Raw genomic sequence first — 19,278 nt, 5'->3', positions numbered from 1 at the left:
AAGACGAAGATATGATTAATACAAAGGATGCTGATGATATATGGCTAAAATTTTTGCGGTTAACGCGGGAAGCTCATCTTTGAAATTTCAACTTTTTGATATGCCAGAAGAAAAGGTCATCACAAAAGGATTGATTGAGCGTATTGGATTAAAGGATTCTGTGTTTACAATGAATGTAGGAACAGAGCGACATAAAGAAACACAGGATATTGCGAATCATGAAGAGGCAGTTGCCTTATTATTAGATCGATTAATTTCTCTTGGTGTGATACAGTCCCTTAATGAGATAGAGGGGGTGGGGCATCGGGTCGTACATGGTGGCGAAGTATTTAGCGATTCGTCCTTAATTGATCAAGATACATTGAAAAAAATTGAAGATTTATCTGAACTAGCACCACTTCACAATCCTGCTAATGCAACAGGGATAAAGGAATTCCAAAAGGCATTACCCAATGTACCTCAAGTAGCTGTCTTTGATACAGCTTTTCACCAAACCATGCCAGAGAATTCATTTTTGTATAGCCTCCCTTACGATTATTATAAGGAATATGGGATCCGAAAATATGGTTTCCATGGAACATCGCATAAATATGTCTCAGAAAGAGCTGCTGAATTATTAGAACGGCCTTTGAGTCAAATAAGACTGATCTCTTGTCACCTTGGAAATGGAGCAAGCATTGCCGCAATTAAAGGTGGTAAATCTTTAGATACATCAATGGGCTTTACTCCACTTGCAGGTGTTACAATGGGAACTCGGTCAGGAAATATTGACCCAGCTCTTATCCCATATGTAATGGAAAAAACAGGAAAGACAGCTGATGAAGTAATTGATGTTCTGAATAAGAAATCTGGCATGTTAGGTGTATCAGGTTTTTCCAGTGATTTACGCGATATTGAATTAGAGGCGAACAATGGAAATCATCGAGCGGAATTGGCATTAGATATTTTTGCGGATCGTATCCATAAATATCTAGGTTCTTATGCTGCAAGAATGTCCGGAGTAGACGCGATCATCTTTACAGCTGGTATCGGGGAAAATAGTGCGACGATTCGTGCGAAGGTTTTAAATGGCCTTGAATTTATGGGCGTATATTGGGATCCTAATTTAAATAATGTTAGAGGACAAGAGTTATTTGTGAATTATCCTCATTCTCCTGTAAAAGTCATTGTCATCCCAACCAATGAGGAAATTATGATTGCCAAGGATGTTGTACGTCTTTCATAAGAAACAAGGTGCCCGTCTATCGGCGACAAGCAAACTAAGAAGGGCATTTTTCCCTTCATAGGTTTCAGGTTATTTCGTGGAACATCGGCTAAGGTCGCCATGTCCTGTGGCAATGCCGATGGCTCCTGGAGCTAGATCCAGCATTAGTCATAATTCTATACCTTTCTATTTCAAAAAAAACTCTAAAAAAATTGAGGTGTTATAAATGCATGTAAGTAAGAGAGAGGAGCATCTATGGGAAGAACTTCATGAATGGCGTCAAAGTTTTTTTGAATATGAGGCAACGGATTTAGAGAACACGTACGATCAATGGCTTGATAAAGCATTTTCTTTACTACCGGAAAATGTACAAGATCAGTTTTTTTCTAAAGTGGATGACTGGCTTTTTCAATTAAATGCACTGCTTAGCGGAACAACACTGCAACAAGAGGCTGCAGAGCGCATTTTAGCAGTAGCGAGATCAATGGATGAGCCGATTCATTCGATGGAAGACATGAAAAGAATGCCAGTCGATCAATTAACCTTCCTAGCTGAACAACAAGCTAGTAAACATCGACTTTATTCCTTATTTCAGGGTGGAGTAACTGGTTCTGGACAAACTTTGGCTATGACAAGTGATTTTGTGGCGATGCTAGTGATCAACTTACGTGCTGTCCAGCTAACAGCCATGTCGTTTGGATACGAGGTTCAATCACCAAAGGGGCTATTAGAAACTTTGAAAGTATTCAATGTTGCCACGATGCCAGAACGAATGAAGATGTTTGGCTGGGAAGATTTAATGGAAGACCTTCAAAAGGATGATCAACAATTCTATTATGAGATACCTGATCGAATGACAGAACCTATTTGGATTGATGAACCATTAAAACAATTTGTAAAAACGGCCTTTATTTTGCTGTTTTCTAAACGAAAAATATCGGGTGTTCCGCTTATCTCCATCATGATTGGCGCTGGGGTTAATTATCAAACGACGAGGAAGATTACTCGATTTGCGATCAAGTACTATCAGTATAAACACTTGTATGAGAAGCATCATGGTAGTCTATAACATGAGCTTTCCTGCTTAAACAATATAGCTAGAAATGTTGAAAAGGCGTCTAGGTGATCTGACTGGACGTTTTTTTCTTGCTTTTAAATGATTTTTTATACATTTTTATGAATAACTATTGAAAAACATAGATCCATATGATAATATCCATAATAACAAATGATTAAAAATAAACTTTTATGTATAAGTATACAATGTATTCAGGAGGGTTTTTTTATGAAAAAGAAAGTCGTTATGGCTTATTCCGGTGGTTTAGATACCTCTGTTGCGATTAAATGGTTTTTGGATCAAGGTTATGATGTTGTGGCTTGTTGTTTAGATATTGGAGAAGGAAAGGATTTAGCTTTCATCCAATCTAAGGCTTTGGATATGGGAGCATCAAAAAGCATTGTGATTGATGCAAAAGAAGAATTTGCGAATGAGTATGCTCTACTAGCTCTGCAAGCACATGCCATGTATGAACAAAAATATCCACTTGTCTCAGCACTATCCAGACCTCTAATTGCCAAGAAACTTGTTGAAGTAGCAGAACAAGAAAAGGCGGATGCTGTAGCACATGGTTGCACAGGCAAAGGGAATGACCAAGTGCGTTTTGAAGTGTCGATTAAAGCGTTGAATCCGAATCTTGAAGTGCTTGCTCCTGTGAGAGATTGGAGCTGGTCTCGTGAAGAGGAAATTGAATATGCAAAAGAAAAAGGAGTACCTATTCCAATTGATTTAGACAGTCCTTTTTCCATTGATCAAAATTTGTGGGGAAGAAGCAATGAATGTGGAGTGCTAGAAGATCCATGGGCGGCACCTCCAGCAAATGCGTACGATTTAACAGCTGAATTAGAAGATACTCCGGATCAACCAGATGTGATAGAAATTGAATTTGTCGATGGTGTACCAGTTTCCTTAGATGGAAAGAAATATCCGTTAAGTGAACTTATTTTAACCCTAAATAAATTGGCTGGTAAACACGGTGTTGGCAGAATCGACCATGTGGAAAATAGATTAGTAGGGATTAAATCACGTGAGATTTACGAATGTCCTGGGGCAGTTACTCTGCTAACAGCACACAAGGAATTGGAAGATCTGACGCTTGTAAAAGAATTAGCGCATTTTAAGCCTAATATTGAAAAGAAGTTAACGGAAATGATTTATGAAGGTTTATGGTTCTCACCATTAAAACCTGCATTAGAAGCCTTCCTTAAAGAATCACAAAAATTTGTTAATGGGATTGCGAGAGTCAAGCTATTTAAAGGTCATGCAATTGTAGAAGGACGTAAATCCGCAAACTCTCTATACAATGAGAAATTAGCTACCTATACAGCTGACGATGAATTTGATCAATCAGCCTCAGTTGGTTTTATCAAGCTTTGGGGTCTGCCTACAGAAGTACACAGCATGATCCAGAATAAGAATAAGGTGAAAGCATGAAAAAAGCATGGGGTGGACGATTTTCAAAATCCCCTGAACAATGGATCGAGGAGTTTGGTGCCTCGATCTCATTTGATCAGGAGCTTGTTTTTGAAGACTTAGAAGGAAGCATTGCTCACGTCAGAATGTTAGGAAAAACGAATATTATTCCTCAAGAAGATAGTGAGAAAATTGTTCAAGGGCTTTTAACGTTACAGGAAAAAGCGAGTGCAGGTGAATTAGTCTATTCTGTTTCAGAAGAGGATATCCATCTTAATCTTGAAAAAATGCTTACGGAGGAAATTGGCCCAGTTGGCGGAAAGTTACATACGGGTAGAAGCCGTAATGATCAAGTTGCGACAGATATGCATTTGTATTTGAAAAAGCAAGTACTGGTGATTATAGACCATATTAAGGAACTGCAATCGGCTTTATTTGCACAAGCGGAAAAAAATGTGGAAACCATCTTCCCAGGATATACACATTTACAAAGAGCGCAACCTGTTTCCTTTGCTCATCATCTTCTCGCTTATTTTTGGATGCTAGAGCGCGATTATGAACGGTTTCAGGAAAGTTTAAAGCGGATTGATGTGTCCCCACTTGGAGCAAGTGCACTAGCAGGTACAACATTTCCGATTGATCGTCATTTTACAGCAGAACAGTTAGGGTTTTCTGATGTATACGAGAACAGCATGGATGCTGTCAGCGATCGCGATTTTATCGTTGAATTTCTAAGTAATGCTTCTTTAACAATTACCCATCTTTCGCGTTTGGCTGAAGAATTTATTCTCTGGTCAAGCAAGGAATTTGATTTTATTGAATTGGATGACACGTATGCGACAGGTAGTAGTATTATGCCCCAGAAGAAAAACCCGGATATGGCTGAGCTGATTCGCGGTAAATCTGGCAGAGTGATTGGTCATTTGATGGGAATGCTGACGACATTGAAGGGACTCCCGCTTACTTATAATAAAGATATGCAAGAGGATAAAGAAGGCATGCTTGATACCGTTCATACAATGATTGGGTCATTGAAAATCTTTGCAGGAATGGTGCGAACGATGACAGTCAAAACCGATGTCATGGAGACTTCTGTCCATCAAGATTTTTCTAATGCAACAGAGCTTGCTGATTATTTAGCGTCTAAAGGAATTCCTTTCCGTGAAGCACATGAAATAGTAGGGAAGTTAGTTCTGAGCTGTATTCAGAAGGGATGCTATTTATTAGACCTATCATTAGAGGAGTTGCAGGATGCATGTGCACAAATTGAGCAAGATATCTATGTCATCCTCTCACCTAAAAAGGCGGTAGAACGAAGAAATTCATATGGTGGGACTGGGTTTAACCAAGTACGTCATCAATTAGAAAAAGCACAAGCAAAATTGGAAAAGAGCTAATCTAAAAGGGATTAGCTCTTTTATCTTGCGGTTATACTTCTTTTTCCACTTCTTCTTCTGTGCGAACGACCAATACATCACATGTGGCTGAACGTGTAATATGTTCGGAAACACTGCCGATTAAAAGACGTTCGACAGCATTAAGGCCGGTTGCTCCGCAAATAATTAAGTCAGCCCCTATTTCTTTTGCTATTTTTTTCGGGATTACGGTTTTAGGAGATCCATACTCAATGATTGTGTCAATATTTTCGAGTCCAAGCTTCATTGCTTCTTCTTTATAACCTGATAACAGATTTTCGGCATATTTTCCAGCGCGGTCGGCCATTGTTCCGTTATAGGCATCAATTGCTACATATGCCCTTGTATCAATCACATGAACAAGTGTTAAACGGGCTTGGTTACGCTTTGAGATTTGTACAGCTTTTTTGAAGGCGCATTCTGCTGATTTTGAACCATCGACAGCAACTATGATATTCGAATATTGAAGAGTCATTCTCATTGCCTCCTTTTTCTTTATTATAACATTTTATCTCTTGTATATCTTCTAATTCCCCAACAAATAATAGACAAAACCTAAAAAGGCTACTTGGTTTATTTATCCCGCACTAACGAGTAGTAATCCCCCATGTAGAGAATACGGAGAAGCATAAGTGGGGATTCACTGCCTTAATCTAGGAAATTTACGGTTTCTGCTTGCGTGAGTCAACATCGATTCACATTTTGGGCTCAACGTGTTTCCTTTTTCACAGGCCAACAGGATGTTGTGATCTTAGTCTTTGGTCATCTTAAATCAGTGGGTATGAGGAAACAGAATAAGTTCGCGATGACAATCGCCACTTCTACACTAGCACATCCTTTGCAGCGAAAAATCCCACTGATTGAAGTTTCACTTTATGCAAAAAATGGTTAAAAAAAGCTGTCAAGTTAGGTCTAGAATGATATGATAAAATGTGTAGACTTCAACGGGAGGCATTGTAAATGAGAATTGGAATACCGAAAGAATTAATTAATCATGAAAATCGAGTCGCTATGACGCCAGCAGGTGTGGTTACACTTACTGCAGCTGGGCATGAAGTACATATTGAGAAAAGTGCTGGAGAAGGATCGGGATTTTCCGATCAAGCCTATTCTGAAGTTGGTGCGCGTATTGTTGATACAGCAGAAGAGGCATGGGCACAAGAATTGGTTTTGAAAGTCAAAGCACCGATTGAAGAGGAGTTTAGCTTTTTACGAGAAGACTTGATCTTATTTACCTATCTTCATTTAGCTAATGAAAAAGCATTAACAGATCATTTACTTGCTAAAAAGACTACCTCAATTGCTTATGAAACAGTTCAACTTCCAAACCGCTCTTTGCCACTTTTAACGCCGATGAGCGAAGTGGCTGGTAGAATGTCTGTTCAAATTGGTGCACAGTTTTTAGAGAAAAACTATGGAGGACAAGGAATACTTCTATCAGGAGTACCTGGTGTGAAACGTGGAAAGGTGACAATCATTGGTGGTGGAATTGTAGGAACGAATGCAGCGAAAATTGCTATTGGTTTTGGTGCTGAAGTGACAATTATTGATCTCAACGCCAATCGTCTTCGCGAATTGGAAGATATTTTTGGAAGACAGGTAACGACATTGGTCTCCAACCCGTTTAATATTGGGGAAGCAGTCAAAGATTCCGATCTTGTCGTAGGAGCGGTATTAATCCCAGGAGCTAAAGCGCCTAAGCTTGTAACTGAAGAGATGATTAAAACAATGAAACCTGGTGCAGTTGTTATTGATATTGCGATCGACCAAGGTGGAGTTTTTGAAACAAGTGATCGTGTCACCACACATGATAACCCAACCTATGTTAAACATGATGTTGTGCATTATGCAGTGGCAAATATGCCTGGGGCTGTTCCAAGAACTTCTACGATTGCCCTAACGAATGCGACCATTCCATATGCTTTACAAATTGCGAACAAAGGGTTCCAACAAGCTTGTCAAGAAGATGAAGCATTAAAGCAAGGCTTGAACACTTTGAAAGGCCATATCACGCATCAAGGCGTAGCAAAAGCCTTCCAATATAACCATGTAGATGCAAATACTTTATTATCATAGGAAATGGAGCTAATAACCATGAATAGCGGTTGTTAGCTCTTTTTTCGCGAGAATTCAGCCAAAGAGACTTGTGGCCGTCCCCGAAAGCATCAAGACACACCAAAACGGGGGAGAGCGAAGCGGTTGGCCGTCCCCGAAGCATCAAAACATTTCAAAAAGGGGGAGAGCGAAGAGGTTGGCCGTCCCCGAAAGCATCAAAACATTTCAAAAAGGGGGAGAGCGAAGAGGTTGGCCGTCCCCGAAAGCATCAAAACATTTCAAAAAGGGGGAGAGCGAAGCGCCTGGCCGTCCCCGAAAGCAGAAAAAACACCCCAAAAGAGGGGTGTGACCATTCATTTCGTTGGGCGTAGCTCATTCTATCCCTATATACATAATTTCCTAAACGATCTGTAAGGTTTTAGGATACTTGGTTAACGTTTTTGCCCCATTCTTTGTTACTAATAGATCGTCCTCTATTCGAACACCAGCAATATTTGGAACGTAAATACCTGGTTCAATGGTAAATACGATACCTTCAGTCATACGAAGAGGGTTTGTTGCAGTAATAGAAGGATATTCATGAATGCTGATACCTAGTCCATGACCAAGACGATGTGGAAAATACTCACCGTATCCAGCATCAGCAATATAATCCCTTGCAATCTTGTCTAATTGTTTCGCCAGTATACCAGGTTTCACTGCATTAACGGCAGCTTCTTGTGCTTCCAGTACGGTGTGATAGATTTTCTCCTGCTCAGCAGAAACCTCACCGAATGCAACAGTTCTTGTAATATCAGAACAATAGCCTTCATAGACTACCCCTAAATCGAAAAGGACAAGATCGCCTTTTTTGATTTTCGTCATCCCCGGTGTACCGTGGGGAGATGCTGCATTGGCTCCAGTTAACACCATTGTGTCAAAGGACATGCCGGAAACGCCTTTTTTCTTTACTTCATACTCAATCGCTGCGATGATATCTAATTCTGTTTTCCCCTCTGCAATTTCACTGACACCAACGTTAACAGCGAAGTCAGCTAATTCGCATGCTTTCTGAATGTATTCCAATTCTTGTTCGGTTTTCAACATTCTGAGCTCGTTCAAAATTGGCTCCGCATCTTGCAATAGGCTACCAGGAAAACGCGTAGTTAGCTCTTCATAGCGGCTAACAATTAAATGGTTTTTTTCAACAGCCCATTGATGGATGTTAGAAATTCTTGCTTTTACCGCTTGCTCAATAAAATCCCATGGTTGATCTGTATCTTGATAACCAATTACTTCGTGCTCCCATCCGGCAGCTCGAGCATCCGATTTTTCCATTGCTGGACAGACGATAAATGGTTCCTTTTCCTGAAAGACAACTAAACCTAATAAACGTTCATGCGGTTCACTACGGAATCCTGTTAAATAAAAAATATTATCTGGAGACGTAATGAATGCAGCCTCTATATTTTCTTTGTTTAACCATGTTGAAAGTTTCTTCAATCGATCCAACTTAGTTCATCTCCTAAAAAAGCTTTTCTAAAAAAATGTTATCAGTTTTTAAGGAATAAAGAAAGAAACATGCAGGAAATTCGGGAAAAAAATCGAAATGAATTAGAGAGACAGAATTATGTATAGGAGTGGTAAATATGAAAATCTCATATCATGGTCATTCCATTATCAAGATCGTTACAGATGGAAAAACAATTTTATTTGACCCTTTTATAACAGGAAATGAATTAACCGATTTAAAAGTGGAAAATGAACAGCCTGACGCAATTATTCTCACCCATGGACATAATGACCATGTTGGAGACACTGAAGCAATTGCGAACAAGAGTAATTCCTTAATTATTGCCCCTAATGAACTTGCTGTGTACCTTGGTTGGCAAGGGCTTAATACACATGGTATGAATATTGGTGGTGCTTATCAATTTGATTTTGGACAAGTGAAATATACGAAAGCTTTTCATAGTTCGGCAATTACGACAGATGACCAGCAGATTATTTATATGGGAATGCCTGCGGGTGTTTTGTTTACAGCAGAAGGTAAAACAGTCTATCATGCTGGAGATACGGGGCTATTCTCGGATATGAAACTAATCGGGGAGCGTCATTCAATCGACATCGCCTTTTTACCAATCGGAGACAATTTTACGATGGGACCTGAAGATGCGGCTGAGGCGGCAAAATATATTGGTGCGAAAATGGTTGTACCAGTACATTATGATACATTCCCGCCCATTCGGCAAAATCCACAAAAATTTATTGATTTATTAGACGAAGGTATACACGGAAAAATTATGAAGCCTGGTGATTCTTTAGAGTTTTAAGTGCGTGTTCAAGAAGGAGGATAAGAAGGAAGAAATTCGCAGTGTTATTTTTACCGGACTTTTTGAACATCTCTTTAAATATGAAAAATACTGGCGTCCCCTTTCTGATCAAGAGAGGCATGAGCATTTCTGATTCCCTCCTCGCATACAATAACAAAAAGGTGCTGGGAGGGAATTAGTTTGAAACGATATCGCTATTTGCTTTGTTTATTGCTGTGTGCTGCCATGATTTATTTTGCGCTTCCAAGATTGTCACCAACGGATTCAGGGGTGGGGGGCGCATTCACCATTGCTTGGCTTGTGTTTGCATTTTTGGTTTTAGCAGGAAATTTAACCGCTCTTTTATTTAATCACAATTTTGGTAACACTCCGGCCAATGAACCGGGACAGAATCATAAAAAAGGGAGAATTCGTGCTCGATCATGACAGAAAATTGTCGATCGTTACTTTACCCGTTATAATAAGAGATAGCAAAAAGAACGGGAAAAGAAAAGGGTGAAGAATTTGGCAACCAAACATGAGCAAATTATTCGCCATATTGATAGTCTTCCTGTAGGGGAAAAAATATCAGTTCGGCAAATCGCTAAAGAACTGAAGGTCAGTGAAGGAACAGCCTATCGAGCGATTAAAGATGCAGAAAACAAAGGATATGTCAGTACCATTGAAAGAGTGGGTACGATTCGTATTGAACGAAAGAAAAAAGAAAATATTGAAAAACTGACCTACGTTGAGGTCGTTAATATTATTGATGGACAAGTGCTTGGGGGAAAAGCTGGCCTCTATAAAACATTAACAAAATTTGTTATTGGCGCAATGGAAATGGAGGCCATAAAGAGATATACGGGTCCAGGTAATCTTCTAATTGTGGGTAATCGGATAGAAGTGCATGAATTTGCATTACGTGCTGGGGCAGCCGTTTTAATTACAGGTGGTTTTGATACAAGCGAAGAAGTAAAACGGTTAGCGGATGACTTGAAGCTTCCCATCCTCTCAACAAGTTATGATACTTTTACGGTTGCAACGATGATCAATCGAGCAATCTATGATCAATTGATAAAAAAAGAAATTACTCTAGTGGATGATATTTTAACACAGGTTGAAGAATCAGCCACGATGAATGTGAAAGCCACAGTTGCGGATTGGTATGCAAAAAAGCAGGAGACCAATCATAGTCGCTTTCCTGTTCTAGATTCAATGAATAGAGTTGTGGGCATTGTGACAGGAAAGGATGTCATTGGACAAGATGAATCTCTTGGTTTAGATAAAATAATGACCCGCAATCCATTAACGGTTGGCCGGAATGTTAGTGTTGCTTCTGTTGCCCATATGATGATTTGGGAAGGGATAGAAATGCTTCCCGTTGTAGATGATCAAAAGCGTTTTGCAGGGATTATTAGTAGACAAGATGTATTAAAAGCTTTGCAAATGATACAAAAGCAGCCCCATGTTGGAGAAACCATTGATGATACGATCACAAAACAATTCTCGGCAGGTGAATATGCAGGGAGAGAGGCTTTTGACTTCGAAGTGACTCCACAAATGACAAATCAATTAGGAACAATCTCTTATGGTGTATTTACCACGATTATGACAGAGGCCGTTACAAGGATCTTTAGACAGCGAAAAAAGGGAGAACTTGCAGTTGAGAACTTAACCATTTATTATTTAAAACCAGCTCAAATGGATAGTGTATTAACGATTGTCCCCAATATTCTTGAGGTGGGGCGAAAGTTTGGAAAAGTAGACGTAGAGGTCTTTAATGGAGAAGAGCTGATAGGGAAAGCATTGATGATGTGTAAGCTGATAGAGAAGTAGAGGAGTATTGGATGAAACCCGCAATACTTCTGCGTTTCATCCAATACTCTAATCACTTAGATGCGTTTTCTGCTTCTTTTATGGCATAGGGTACATGATAACGATAAGATTTGAAACCTGCCCACGCGCTCGCGATTCCAAGAATGATGAAGAGGGTGCCGATAATATAAGTTAGGATTGTTTGAAATAAAAACAATTGATTGATCCCAAAAAATGCAACAAAAATACCAAGCGCCATACTCGATTTCCCATTAAGTAATTTTTTCTCCATAGGCAAGCGACTGCGTACATATTTGATTTTATAAAAAACATAAAAAGCCAATGATAACACAATGATAAAGACTAAAATAGGCATAAAGATAGGTCCTCCATTTTATATTATTATCTTTTAATTGTAACCTAAATCACAAGGAAGACAATTGAAAACTATTTGAACAATAGAAAGAGGTTTAGCGAATGAAGCAACAAATACTAGATGCGATTAAGCAATATGAAACGATTATTATCCATCGTCATGTCCGCCCTGATCCTGATGCATATGGGTCGCAAGGGGGGCTGGCAGAGATCTTAAAAGCTTCCTTTCCGGAAAAAAAGGTATTCGTAACAGGAAAGCATGAAGTAGAATTAGATTACTTATTTGTTCCAGATTCCGTAACGGAGGACCAATATCAGGGAGCACTTGTGATTGTCTGTGATACGGCTAATCAAGAAAGAGTTTGTGATAATCGTTATACCTTAGGGAACAAGCTTATCAAAATTGATCATCATCCAAATGAAGATCCGTATGGTGATCCTTGCTGGGTTGATACGACTGCTTCCTCAACGAGTGAACTCATTTATGAATTTTATCTATATGGAAAAGAGCAAGGGTTAAAAATGACCGACGAGGCGGCGAGGTTACTATTTTCGGGGATTGTTGGTGATACAGGACGTTTTCAGTTTCCAAGTACAACAAAACGAACATTTCAATATGCGAGTGAGTTAATCGAATATGAATTTGACCGAACTGAGCTATTTAATCATATGTATGAGCTGGAACCAAAAATGATCAAGCTTCAAGGCTATGTGTATGAACATTATGAAATGAATGAGGACGGAGCGGCAATTGTCAAATTAACGCAGTCCGCGTTAAAAGAATTTAACACAACCGCTTCCGAAGCTTCCATACTTGTAGGTTCTTTGGGAAATATAAAAGGGATCAAGGCCTGGTGTTTTCTAATTGAGGAGGAAAAAGAAATTCGCGTCCGTTTACGCTCGAAAAAACCTGTGATTAATACGATTGCGAGAAAATACGGGGGTGGAGGGCACCCGCTAGCAGCTGGGGCTTCCGTTTCTTCATGGGAAGAAGCAGAATTAGTTAAAAAAGATATACAGAAAGCATGCCGTTAAGGACTTAAAAATAAGCTTGGAAGGTTAGCGTGATAGGCAGGCGCTTGCGCTTTTCTTTATTAACTCGCTAACCTTAGTTCTACTTCGAGATGAATGGTTGTGTAATAGTGAATTTCGCGTATAACAAATTCATATTTTTTACCGTTAATCTTAACGATTTTATTTTCGATTGTTTTTTCAATCATTTCTTTGTTTTTATAGACGGTTGCTAGATCCTTCGCTAGTAAGGAGCGTAAGTCATCTTGGATCGCTTCTTGAACAGTGTGAATACTTTGACTGTCTTTAATATCATATTTTTCGTAATTGGTTAGCTCCACTTCTATTTTTTGTATGGTTAACATTTCTTCGTTTTTTTCATTTAGTTCTTTATAATCATCCTGCCATATTTTAATATCACTTTGCAGTTCGTGAATTTTATTTGCCTGCTCTTGCAAAATCACACTATTTCTTTCTTGCATCACTCCAAACATAAAAAGAAAGATGACCCAGCTTATACATCCACCAACAGCCATTCCTGCAAATAGTCGTTGCCAATTGCTATTTCGATATAAGGGCGGAATTCTCATGTGATATGCTCCTGAGTGAGCCAAGCAATGATCAGGGCAGCTGATTTTGCTCCACCCATTGCCGAAATAATAAGTAAGAATTGCTTGAACAAATCCTTTGTTCCTCCATCTAGAAATCCTTTTTCAAAGCTATAGACTGTATCAAATGTGCCGCCAATCGCGGCAACAATTGCCCAAATTCTAATTTGGCTGGAAATATTTTGGATCTGAGTGAGTAAAGGCTCGCCCGTAACAAAGGCTGCCATACTGCCAATTAAGGATCCACCTATGACAACGCCAAAGGCAATAAAGTAACTGTTAAAAAACGCAGGAAAAAAAGCCTCGTTCATGTTAACATCTCCCAAAAGACATTTTACTTATTAGTGAAAAGGAGGATATAAAGGATCAAATCGGCTAAAAGCACTGACATCAATACTAGTACATCCTGTACGTCGAAAGTTCCAGGCGGACTTGCGCATGGTGTGCTGAATTCGACGTTCGATACAGGACGTGTTGCTACTTAGTCGAAGCTCCTTTATCTCGCAACGACATTTTTACCGTGGCGATTGTTGTCACGAATTTAGGCCAACAGGACATTGCTCAGAACAGCATTGCGCCAGGACGGAGCGAACTTAGCTGTTCATCCACTTGATCCTTATTTTTTGAACATCCTCTATTACAATATATGGGACAAACATGAAATAAATGTATGAAAAACAAATAGTCGATAAATATGTTCGCTCACAATGATTTCATTTTTTATCAAGCTCGTTCATAATAGTAGTTAGAATAACGGAAAGGGTGGAATCCATGAGTTTTGCCCACTTGCAAATATCAACCTCTTATAGTTTACTTTCAAGTACAATCTCTATTTCAAAGCTCATTGAAAAAGCAAAAAAACTCGAATACACTGCACTGGCCTTAACAGATTGCAATGTGTTATATGGTGTATTGCCTTTTTACAAAGCTTGTGAAAAGGCGGGAATAAAGCCGATCATTGGAATGACAGCCACTTATAGGAAAGAGGAGAATGGCCCAGTCTATCAGCTGATTCTTCTTGCTCAAAATGATAAAGGATATAAAAATCTTTTGAAAATCTCTACCATTATCAAAACTGGAGTTGGAGAAACGATCCTATGGAGCGAGTTACTTGCTTATACAGAAGGCTTATTTGCGATCTCTCCAGGTAAAAAAGGAGAGATCGAGCAATTGCTTCTTAATTCTCAGGAAAATGAAGCGGCAGAGATAGCAAAGGAATATACAAAAGTATTTGCCAATAATCAGTTTTACCTTTCCGTTCAAAATCATCATGAAGTGGTGGAAAAAGAATTAACGGAGAAGATTTTACATTTAGCAACCCAATTAAACATTTCAATTGTTGCAACGAATAATGTGCAATATTTAGAGCCCGAAGAGGCTTTTGCTCAAGAATGTCTAGTAGCGATCCGGGACGGTGTGCAGATCACCTTACCAGAAGAGGAGGTAAGGAAAGAGTATTATTTTAAAAGCAAACAGGAAATGCAAGAACTATTCCCAGATTTACCAGAGTCGATCGATACTATTGCACAAATTGTTGAGGCATGTAATGTGGAGATTGAAACCGATCAGGAACTCCTGCCCAAATACCCACTTCCAGAGGGAGAAAATGCTGCCAACTTCTTGAAACAAAAGTGTGAGCTTGGGTTAGAAGAAAGACATATTCCATCAGATCAACAATATCAAGAAAGATTAGATTATGAATTAAGCACCATTGAGCGGATGGGCTTTCAAGACTATTTCTTAATTGTCTGGGATTTTATGAAATATGCGAGAGACCATGGCATTCTAACAGGACCAGGGAGAGGATCAGCGGCTGGGTCGCTTGTTGCCTATTTATTAGGCATTACAGATGCGGATCCGATCAAACACCAGTTGCTTTTTGAACGATTTTTAAACCCTGAGCGAGTCAGCATGCCGGATATTGATATTGATTTTCCAGACCATCGCCGTGATGAAGTGATCGAGTACGTGATGAAGAAGTATGGCCGCAACCATGTTGCGCAAATCATCACTTTTGGAACATTTGCTGCAAAGGCTGCGATGCGGGATACAGCAAGAGTATTCGGGCTAAGTTCTTCAGAATTAGAGGAACTTTCGAAGCTGATCCCTTCTCGTTTAGGCATGTCTTTAAAGCAAGCTTTGCAGGAATCAGAGGGCTTACAGAAATTCATCCAACAAACGGAACGGAATCGCTTGTTATTTGAAACAGCGCTTATACTGGAAGGATTACCGCGGCATACATCAACACATGCTGCAGGTGTCATCATTTCAGAGCAACCATTGACAGAGCTTATTCCTTTACAGGGGGGAGAGACAGGGACCTATTTAACGCAATTTCCCATGGGGGATTTGGAGGAAATCGGGTTATTAAAAATGGATTTTCTCGGCTTGCGCAATCTTACCTTATTGGAACAAATAATGAGAAATGTTGAAAAAAGTAGTGGGAGGAAATTAGCGCTAAACCAGATTCCTTTTGCAGATGAAGAGACTTTTAATTTATTGAAGAAGGGGGATACATCTGGAATCTTTCAATTAGAATCAGATGGAATGAGGAAGGCTTTACGCGAACTGGAGCCAACAGAGTTCGAAGATATTGTTGCTGTTAATGCTTTATTCAGACCTGGCCCTATGGAAAATATTCCAGAATATATTGCTTGTAAACATGGAAAAAAACCAGTGCACTATCCACATCCAGATTTGCAGCCAATTTTAGAGCTTACCTATGGAGTAATAGTCTACCAAGAACAAATTATGCAAATTGCGGCCACAATGGCTGGTTTTTCATTAGGGGAAGCGGACTTGTTACGACGAGCTGTTAGTAAGAAAAAGAAAGCTGATTTGGATCGAGAGAGAATGCATTTTGTTCAGGGAGCATTGAAAAAAGGACATAATGAACAAACAGCTAATCAGATCTATGATTTGATTGTACGGTTTGCCAATTACGGATTTAATCGAAGTCATGCTGTCGCGTATAGTTATATTGCTTGGCAATTGGCTTATTTAAAAGCGCATTTTCCTACAGAATTTATGGCCGCACTTTTGACGTCTGTTATTGGGAATGATCATAAAGTAGCAAAATATATCCATGAAGCGAAACAATTGGGGATTAAAGTATTGCCGCCATCTATTAATGCGAGCCAGTATCCTTTTATCGCGAATGCCGAGGGGATTCGATTCAGTTTTGGAGCCATTAAAGGCATTGGCGTTGCAGCATTACGGGAGATTACCCTCCAAAGGAAAAACGGACCATACCGAGATTTATTTGATTTCTGTATGAGGGTATCGCCAAAAGCTGTTAATCGTAAAGTGTTAGAAGGACTTGTCTATGCAGGAGCATTAGATGAATTTGGCTATGACCGAGGAACCTTACTGGCTACTTTATATGTGGCCCTAGAACATGCGGAACTGATGCGTCCTTCCACAGGAACAGATTTATTTGCTAGTGATGACATCTTTCGTATTCAACCTAAATATGTGGAAGTTGAGCCCCTTGAAATGGCGGATAAACTTTTTTATGAAAAATACTATTTAGGCTTGTATATTTCAGATCATCCTACTAGCATTTATCAAGAGCAATTTGCGGCAGCACAAGTTGCCTCACTTCTTCAAATACAACCTGGAGTAAAGAATGTATCAGTAGGTGTGTATATAATGAGCGTCAAAAAAATCAGGACTAAAAAAGGCGATTTAATGGCTTTTGTGAAAATGAGTGATCCATCGGGTGAGTTGGAAGGTGTCATATTTCCAGACGCTTTTCGCAAATATGAAGCACTTTGCCAAGAAGGAGAAGTCGTACTGGTGACGGGCCATTCTGAGCAAAGAGGGGATCATGTCCAAATGATCATCCAACAACTTCAAAATCCTAAAACTTTAAAGGAATTAGTTACGCAAAAAAGGGCAACTTTATATATAAAGATACCAAGGGACTTACACCAAGGCGATAACTTATATAAACTTAGAGTAATTCTGCAAAAATTTCCAGGGGATACGACTGTTGTGCTCCATTATGAAAAGACAAGGAAAACAATAAAATTAGGAAGTAAAGATAGGGTGGCCCCTTCTGCCTCTTGTCTTTTTGAATTAAAACAGTTAGTAGGAAATGAAAATATTGTCCTTCAATAATCTCGCTTACCAATCTAAAAGGAACGGATGGAGCTTTTTGTCGAATCCAAGCATGTGCGGAAATAGCTTTTTCAAAGAATAGAAATATGGTATATTTGTTGAGAAGCTTTTGTGGCCAGACACTTCGATTATGGATAAATGTCAATAAAAATGCGTGTTCAAAAGAGGATAAAAAGGACCAAGAAGTTCGAGGCGGCGAAGACTTCGAGCAGTGGAATGTATGGGTGTATATACATGGGCAGCGGAGAAGCAAGCCAACGAACTACTACAGGATGTGGTGACTTCGACGTCGACACAGGACGTGTCGGTACTTAGTCGAAGATCATTAATCTCGCAGTGTCATTTTTACCGGACTTTTTGAACATCCTCTAAAAAGTGCGTGTTCAAAAGGAGCGAGTCTTATTGTCATTACGTGAAGAAGCATTGCATATGCACAAACTCCACAAAGGAAAATTGGAATCTAAATCAAAGGTTGAAGTCAAAAATGCTAAGGATTTGAGCTTAGCTTATTCACCTGGTGTTGCTGAGCCTTGTAAAGTGATTTATGAGAAGCCGGAAATGCAATATGATTATACAATGAAGGGGAATATGGTTGGAGTCGTTACAAATGGCACAGCCGTACTTGGACTTGGAAATATTGGTCCAGAAGCAGCCTTACCAGTCATGGAAGGCAAGGCAGTATTATTTAAAAGCTTTGCGGGTGTAGACGCCTTTCCTATTTGTTTAAAAACAACAGATGTTGAGGAAATGATTCAAACTGTAAAGCTGCTAGAGCCAAATTTTGGCGGAATTAATTTAGAGGACATTGCTGCACCCGAATGTTTTACCATTGAAAATCGGCTGAAAAGGGAAACGAGTATTCCGGTATTTCATGATGACCAACACGGTACGGCTATTGTCACGGTGGCTGGATTGGTCAATGCTCTCAAGCTCACGAATCGGAAAATGAATACGATTAAAGTGGTTCTAAATGGTGCAGGGGCAGCAGGTATTGCCATTATAAAACTGCTTTCGAGTTATGGTGTGCGTGATGTGATCATGTGTGACTCAAAAGGAGCGATTTATGAAGGGCGCCAAGAAGGAATGAATGCGGTCAAGGAGGAAGTGGCGAAATATACTAATCTTCATAAGCTAAATGGAAAACTTGCTGATGTTATAAAAAATACAGATGTTTTTATTGGTGTATCTGTAGCGGGTGCCTTAACGAGTGAGATGATCCAATCAATGAATGAAAATCCGATTATATTTGCCATGGCCAATCCTGACCCTGAAATTATGCCACCCGAAGCAAAAGCTGCGGGGGCGATGGTGATCGGAACGGGTCGTTCGGATTTTCCAAATCAAGTGAACAATGTATTAGCTTTTCCTGGGATTTTTAGAGGCGCATTAGATGTAAGAGCCACACACATCAATGAAGAAATGAAACAGGCGGCTGTTCAAGCAATTGCTAATCTTATTTCGGATGAAAAAAGATCAACAGACTATATTATCCCTGATCCTTTTGATCCATGTGTTGCTCCAAATGTTGCTGCTGCGGTAGCAGAAGCAGCTATGGAAACCGGCGTTGCACGTATAAAAGTCAATCCTGATGACGTGCGGGAAAAGACAAAACAGCTCGCTATAATTGGAAAAGAATGAGTGAAATAGACGGATGAATATGGAGAACGAGCAAGCGAAAGTGTATAGCGAGAAGCCCTAAGAGTACTAGAGCTCTTGGGGTCAATTGAACACGTAGAGGTGAAGGCACCTTTTTATCTGATTTAAAAAATCATCTGCTCATTCAATTACTGGAATGTTCATATTAGAAGATCTATCGTGCGAAGTGGATCTTAAAAAATGAACGATAACAAAGTGTTCGCTCTTTATCGGACAAGTCAGGTATTATAGCTTTGCGTGATCATATTATCTAACA

Annotated in this window: 17 protein-coding genes; 12 read left to right on the top strand and 5 right to left on the bottom strand. The window is 39.5% G+C overall.

The features are described 5' to 3' along the window. The first annotated feature begins 40 nt into the window (after window positions 1-40). The 4 genes from IPU53_RS04700 to argH all read left to right on the top strand — a co-directional run bounded on the left by IPU53_RS04700 (window position 41) and on the right by argH (window position 5,071). On the top strand, window positions 41-1,225 hold the full coding sequence (locus tag IPU53_RS04700; RefSeq protein WP_207448368.1) for an acetate kinase: 1,185 nt from the start codon (window positions 41-43) through the stop codon (window positions 1,223-1,225). Between the two features lie 205 nt (window positions 1,226-1,430). Further along, window positions 1,431-2,273, top strand: a complete 843-nt coding sequence (locus IPU53_RS04695) for an EcsC family protein (protein WP_207448366.1) — start codon at window positions 1,431-1,433, stop codon at window positions 2,271-2,273. A 216-nt stretch (window positions 2,274-2,489) separates the two neighbouring features. Beyond that, a complete protein-coding gene (locus tag IPU53_RS04690) occupies window positions 2,490-3,695 on the top strand; it encodes an argininosuccinate synthase (protein ID WP_207448364.1) in 1,206 nt (401 codons plus the stop codon). After that, window positions 3,692-5,071, top strand: coding sequence for an argininosuccinate lyase (gene argH, locus IPU53_RS04685; protein ID WP_207448362.1), 1,380 nt, complete (start codon window positions 3,692-3,694; stop codon window positions 5,069-5,071). The genes IPU53_RS04690 and argH overlap by 4 nt, the downstream gene beginning before the upstream one ends. 31 nt (window positions 5,072-5,102) lie before the next feature. Here the strand turns inward: argH and IPU53_RS04680 are convergent, their stop codons facing one another. After that, window positions 5,103-5,564: a universal stress protein gene (locus IPU53_RS04680; protein ID WP_207448360.1), complete on the bottom strand. Its 462-nt coding sequence runs from the start codon at window positions 5,562-5,564 to the stop codon at window positions 5,103-5,105. A 204-nt stretch (window positions 5,565-5,768) separates the two neighbouring features. Between IPU53_RS04680 and IPU53_RS04675 the strand changes: the two genes are divergently transcribed. Next, window positions 5,769-5,981: a hypothetical protein gene (locus IPU53_RS04675; protein ID WP_207448358.1), complete on the top strand. Its 213-nt coding sequence runs from the start codon at window positions 5,769-5,771 to the stop codon at window positions 5,979-5,981. A gap of 68 nt (window positions 5,982-6,049) precedes the next feature. Then, window positions 6,050-7,165, top strand: coding sequence for an alanine dehydrogenase (gene ald / locus IPU53_RS04670; protein WP_207448356.1), 1,116 nt, complete (start codon window positions 6,050-6,052; stop codon window positions 7,163-7,165). A gap of 378 nt (window positions 7,166-7,543) precedes the next feature. Here the strand turns inward: ald and IPU53_RS04665 are convergent, their stop codons facing one another. Next, complete coding sequence (locus tag IPU53_RS04665; RefSeq protein ID WP_207448354.1) at window positions 7,544-8,635, bottom strand: M24 family metallopeptidase; 1,092 nt, start codon at window positions 8,633-8,635, stop codon at window positions 7,544-7,546. A 137-nt stretch (window positions 8,636-8,772) separates the two neighbouring features. Here IPU53_RS04665 and IPU53_RS04660 point away from each other — a divergent pair, with 137 nt between their 5' ends. The 3 genes from IPU53_RS04660 to IPU53_RS04650 all read left to right on the top strand — a co-directional run bounded on the left by IPU53_RS04660 (window position 8,773) and on the right by IPU53_RS04650 (window position 11,271). Continuing rightward, window positions 8,773-9,456 carry a metal-dependent hydrolase gene (locus tag IPU53_RS04660; protein WP_207448352.1) on the top strand — a complete coding sequence of 228 codons (684 nt, stop codon included), beginning with the start codon at window positions 8,773-8,775 and terminating at the stop codon, window positions 9,454-9,456. Between the two features lie 180 nt (window positions 9,457-9,636). Then, entirely contained in the window at window positions 9,637-9,882 is a 246-nt protein-coding gene (locus IPU53_RS04655; RefSeq protein ID WP_207448350.1) for a hypothetical protein, read from the top strand. A 78-nt stretch (window positions 9,883-9,960) separates the two neighbouring features. Then, window positions 9,961-11,271 (top strand): DRTGG domain-containing protein, encoded by a 1,311-nt coding sequence (locus IPU53_RS04650; protein WP_207448348.1) that lies wholly within the window; start codon window positions 9,961-9,963, stop codon window positions 11,269-11,271. Between the two features lie 52 nt (window positions 11,272-11,323). Here IPU53_RS04650 and IPU53_RS04645 read toward each other — a convergent pair whose 3' ends face one another. Then, a complete protein-coding gene (locus IPU53_RS04645; RefSeq protein WP_207448334.1) occupies window positions 11,324-11,626 on the bottom strand; it encodes a YtpI family protein in 303 nt (100 codons plus the stop codon). A gap of 101 nt (window positions 11,627-11,727) precedes the next feature. On the opposite strand from IPU53_RS04645, the gene IPU53_RS04640 reads away from it, so the two are divergent. Then, a complete protein-coding gene (locus IPU53_RS04640; RefSeq protein ID WP_207448332.1) occupies window positions 11,728-12,660 on the top strand; it encodes a DHH family phosphoesterase in 933 nt (310 codons plus the stop codon). Window positions 12,661-12,719: 59 nt separating this feature from the next. Here the strand turns inward: IPU53_RS04640 and ytrI are convergent, their stop codons facing one another. Next, the gene (gene ytrI / locus IPU53_RS04635) at window positions 12,720-13,226 is read right to left on the bottom strand and encodes a sporulation membrane protein YtrI (protein WP_207448330.1); all 507 of its coding nucleotides are present in this window, start codon (window positions 13,224-13,226) and stop codon (window positions 12,720-12,722) included. After that, window positions 13,223-13,555, bottom strand: a complete 333-nt coding sequence (locus IPU53_RS04630; protein ID WP_207448328.1) for a YtrH family sporulation protein — start codon at window positions 13,553-13,555, stop codon at window positions 13,223-13,225. The genes ytrI and IPU53_RS04630 overlap by 4 nt, the downstream gene beginning before the upstream one ends. Window positions 13,556-14,015: 460 nt before the next feature. On the opposite strand from IPU53_RS04630, the gene dnaE reads away from it, so the two are divergent. Beyond that, window positions 14,016-17,366: a DNA polymerase III subunit alpha gene (dnaE, locus tag IPU53_RS04625; RefSeq protein ID WP_207448326.1), complete on the top strand. Its 3,351-nt coding sequence runs from the start codon at window positions 14,016-14,018 to the stop codon at window positions 17,364-17,366. A 402-nt stretch (window positions 17,367-17,768) separates the two neighbouring features. Next, window positions 17,769-19,004: an NAD(P)-dependent malic enzyme gene (locus IPU53_RS04620; protein WP_207448324.1), complete on the top strand. Its 1,236-nt coding sequence runs from the start codon at window positions 17,769-17,771 to the stop codon at window positions 19,002-19,004. Window positions 19,005-19,278 lie beyond the last annotated feature (274 nt).

The organism is Bacillus sp. SD088 (assembly GCF_017355205.1).
In the GTDB taxonomy this organism is placed as follows: domain Bacteria; phylum Bacillota; class Bacilli; order Bacillales; family Bacillaceae_C; genus Lederbergia.
This window is presented reverse-complemented; position numbering and strand designations above follow the sequence as displayed.

Excerpts from the sequence above, each read along its gene's own strand:
- argH (WP_207448362.1), top strand. The coding sequence starts at position 3,692 with ATGAAAAAAGCATGGGGTGGACGATTTTCAAAATCCCCTGAACAATGG.
- IPU53_RS04690 (WP_207448364.1), top strand. The coding sequence starts at position 2,490 with ATGAAAAAGAAAGTCGTTATGGCTTATTCCGGTGGTTTAGATACCTCT.
- IPU53_RS04660 (WP_207448352.1), top strand. The coding sequence starts at position 8,773 with ATGAAAATCTCATATCATGGTCATTCCATTATCAAGATCGTTACAGAT.
- ald (WP_207448356.1), top strand. The coding sequence starts at position 6,050 with ATGAGAATTGGAATACCGAAAGAATTAATTAATCATGAAAATCGAGTC.
- ytrI (WP_207448330.1), bottom strand. The coding sequence starts at position 13,226 with ATGAGAATTCCGCCCTTATATCGAAATAGCAATTGGCAACGACTATTT.
- IPU53_RS04695 (WP_207448366.1), top strand. The coding sequence starts at position 1,431 with ATGCATGTAAGTAAGAGAGAGGAGCATCTATGGGAAGAACTTCATGAA.
- IPU53_RS04630 (WP_207448328.1), bottom strand. The coding sequence starts at position 13,555 with ATGAACGAGGCTTTTTTTCCTGCGTTTTTTAACAGTTACTTTATTGCC.
- dnaE (WP_207448326.1), top strand. The coding sequence starts at position 14,016 with ATGAGTTTTGCCCACTTGCAAATATCAACCTCTTATAGTTTACTTTCA.
- IPU53_RS04645 (WP_207448334.1), bottom strand. The coding sequence starts at position 11,626 with ATGCCTATTTTAGTCTTTATCATTGTGTTATCATTGGCTTTTTATGTT.
- IPU53_RS04640 (WP_207448332.1), top strand. The coding sequence starts at position 11,728 with ATGAAGCAACAAATACTAGATGCGATTAAGCAATATGAAACGATTATT.
- IPU53_RS04700 (WP_207448368.1), top strand. The coding sequence starts at position 41 with ATGGCTAAAATTTTTGCGGTTAACGCGGGAAGCTCATCTTTGAAATTT.
- IPU53_RS04680 (WP_207448360.1), bottom strand. The coding sequence starts at position 5,564 with ATGACTCTTCAATATTCGAATATCATAGTTGCTGTCGATGGTTCAAAA.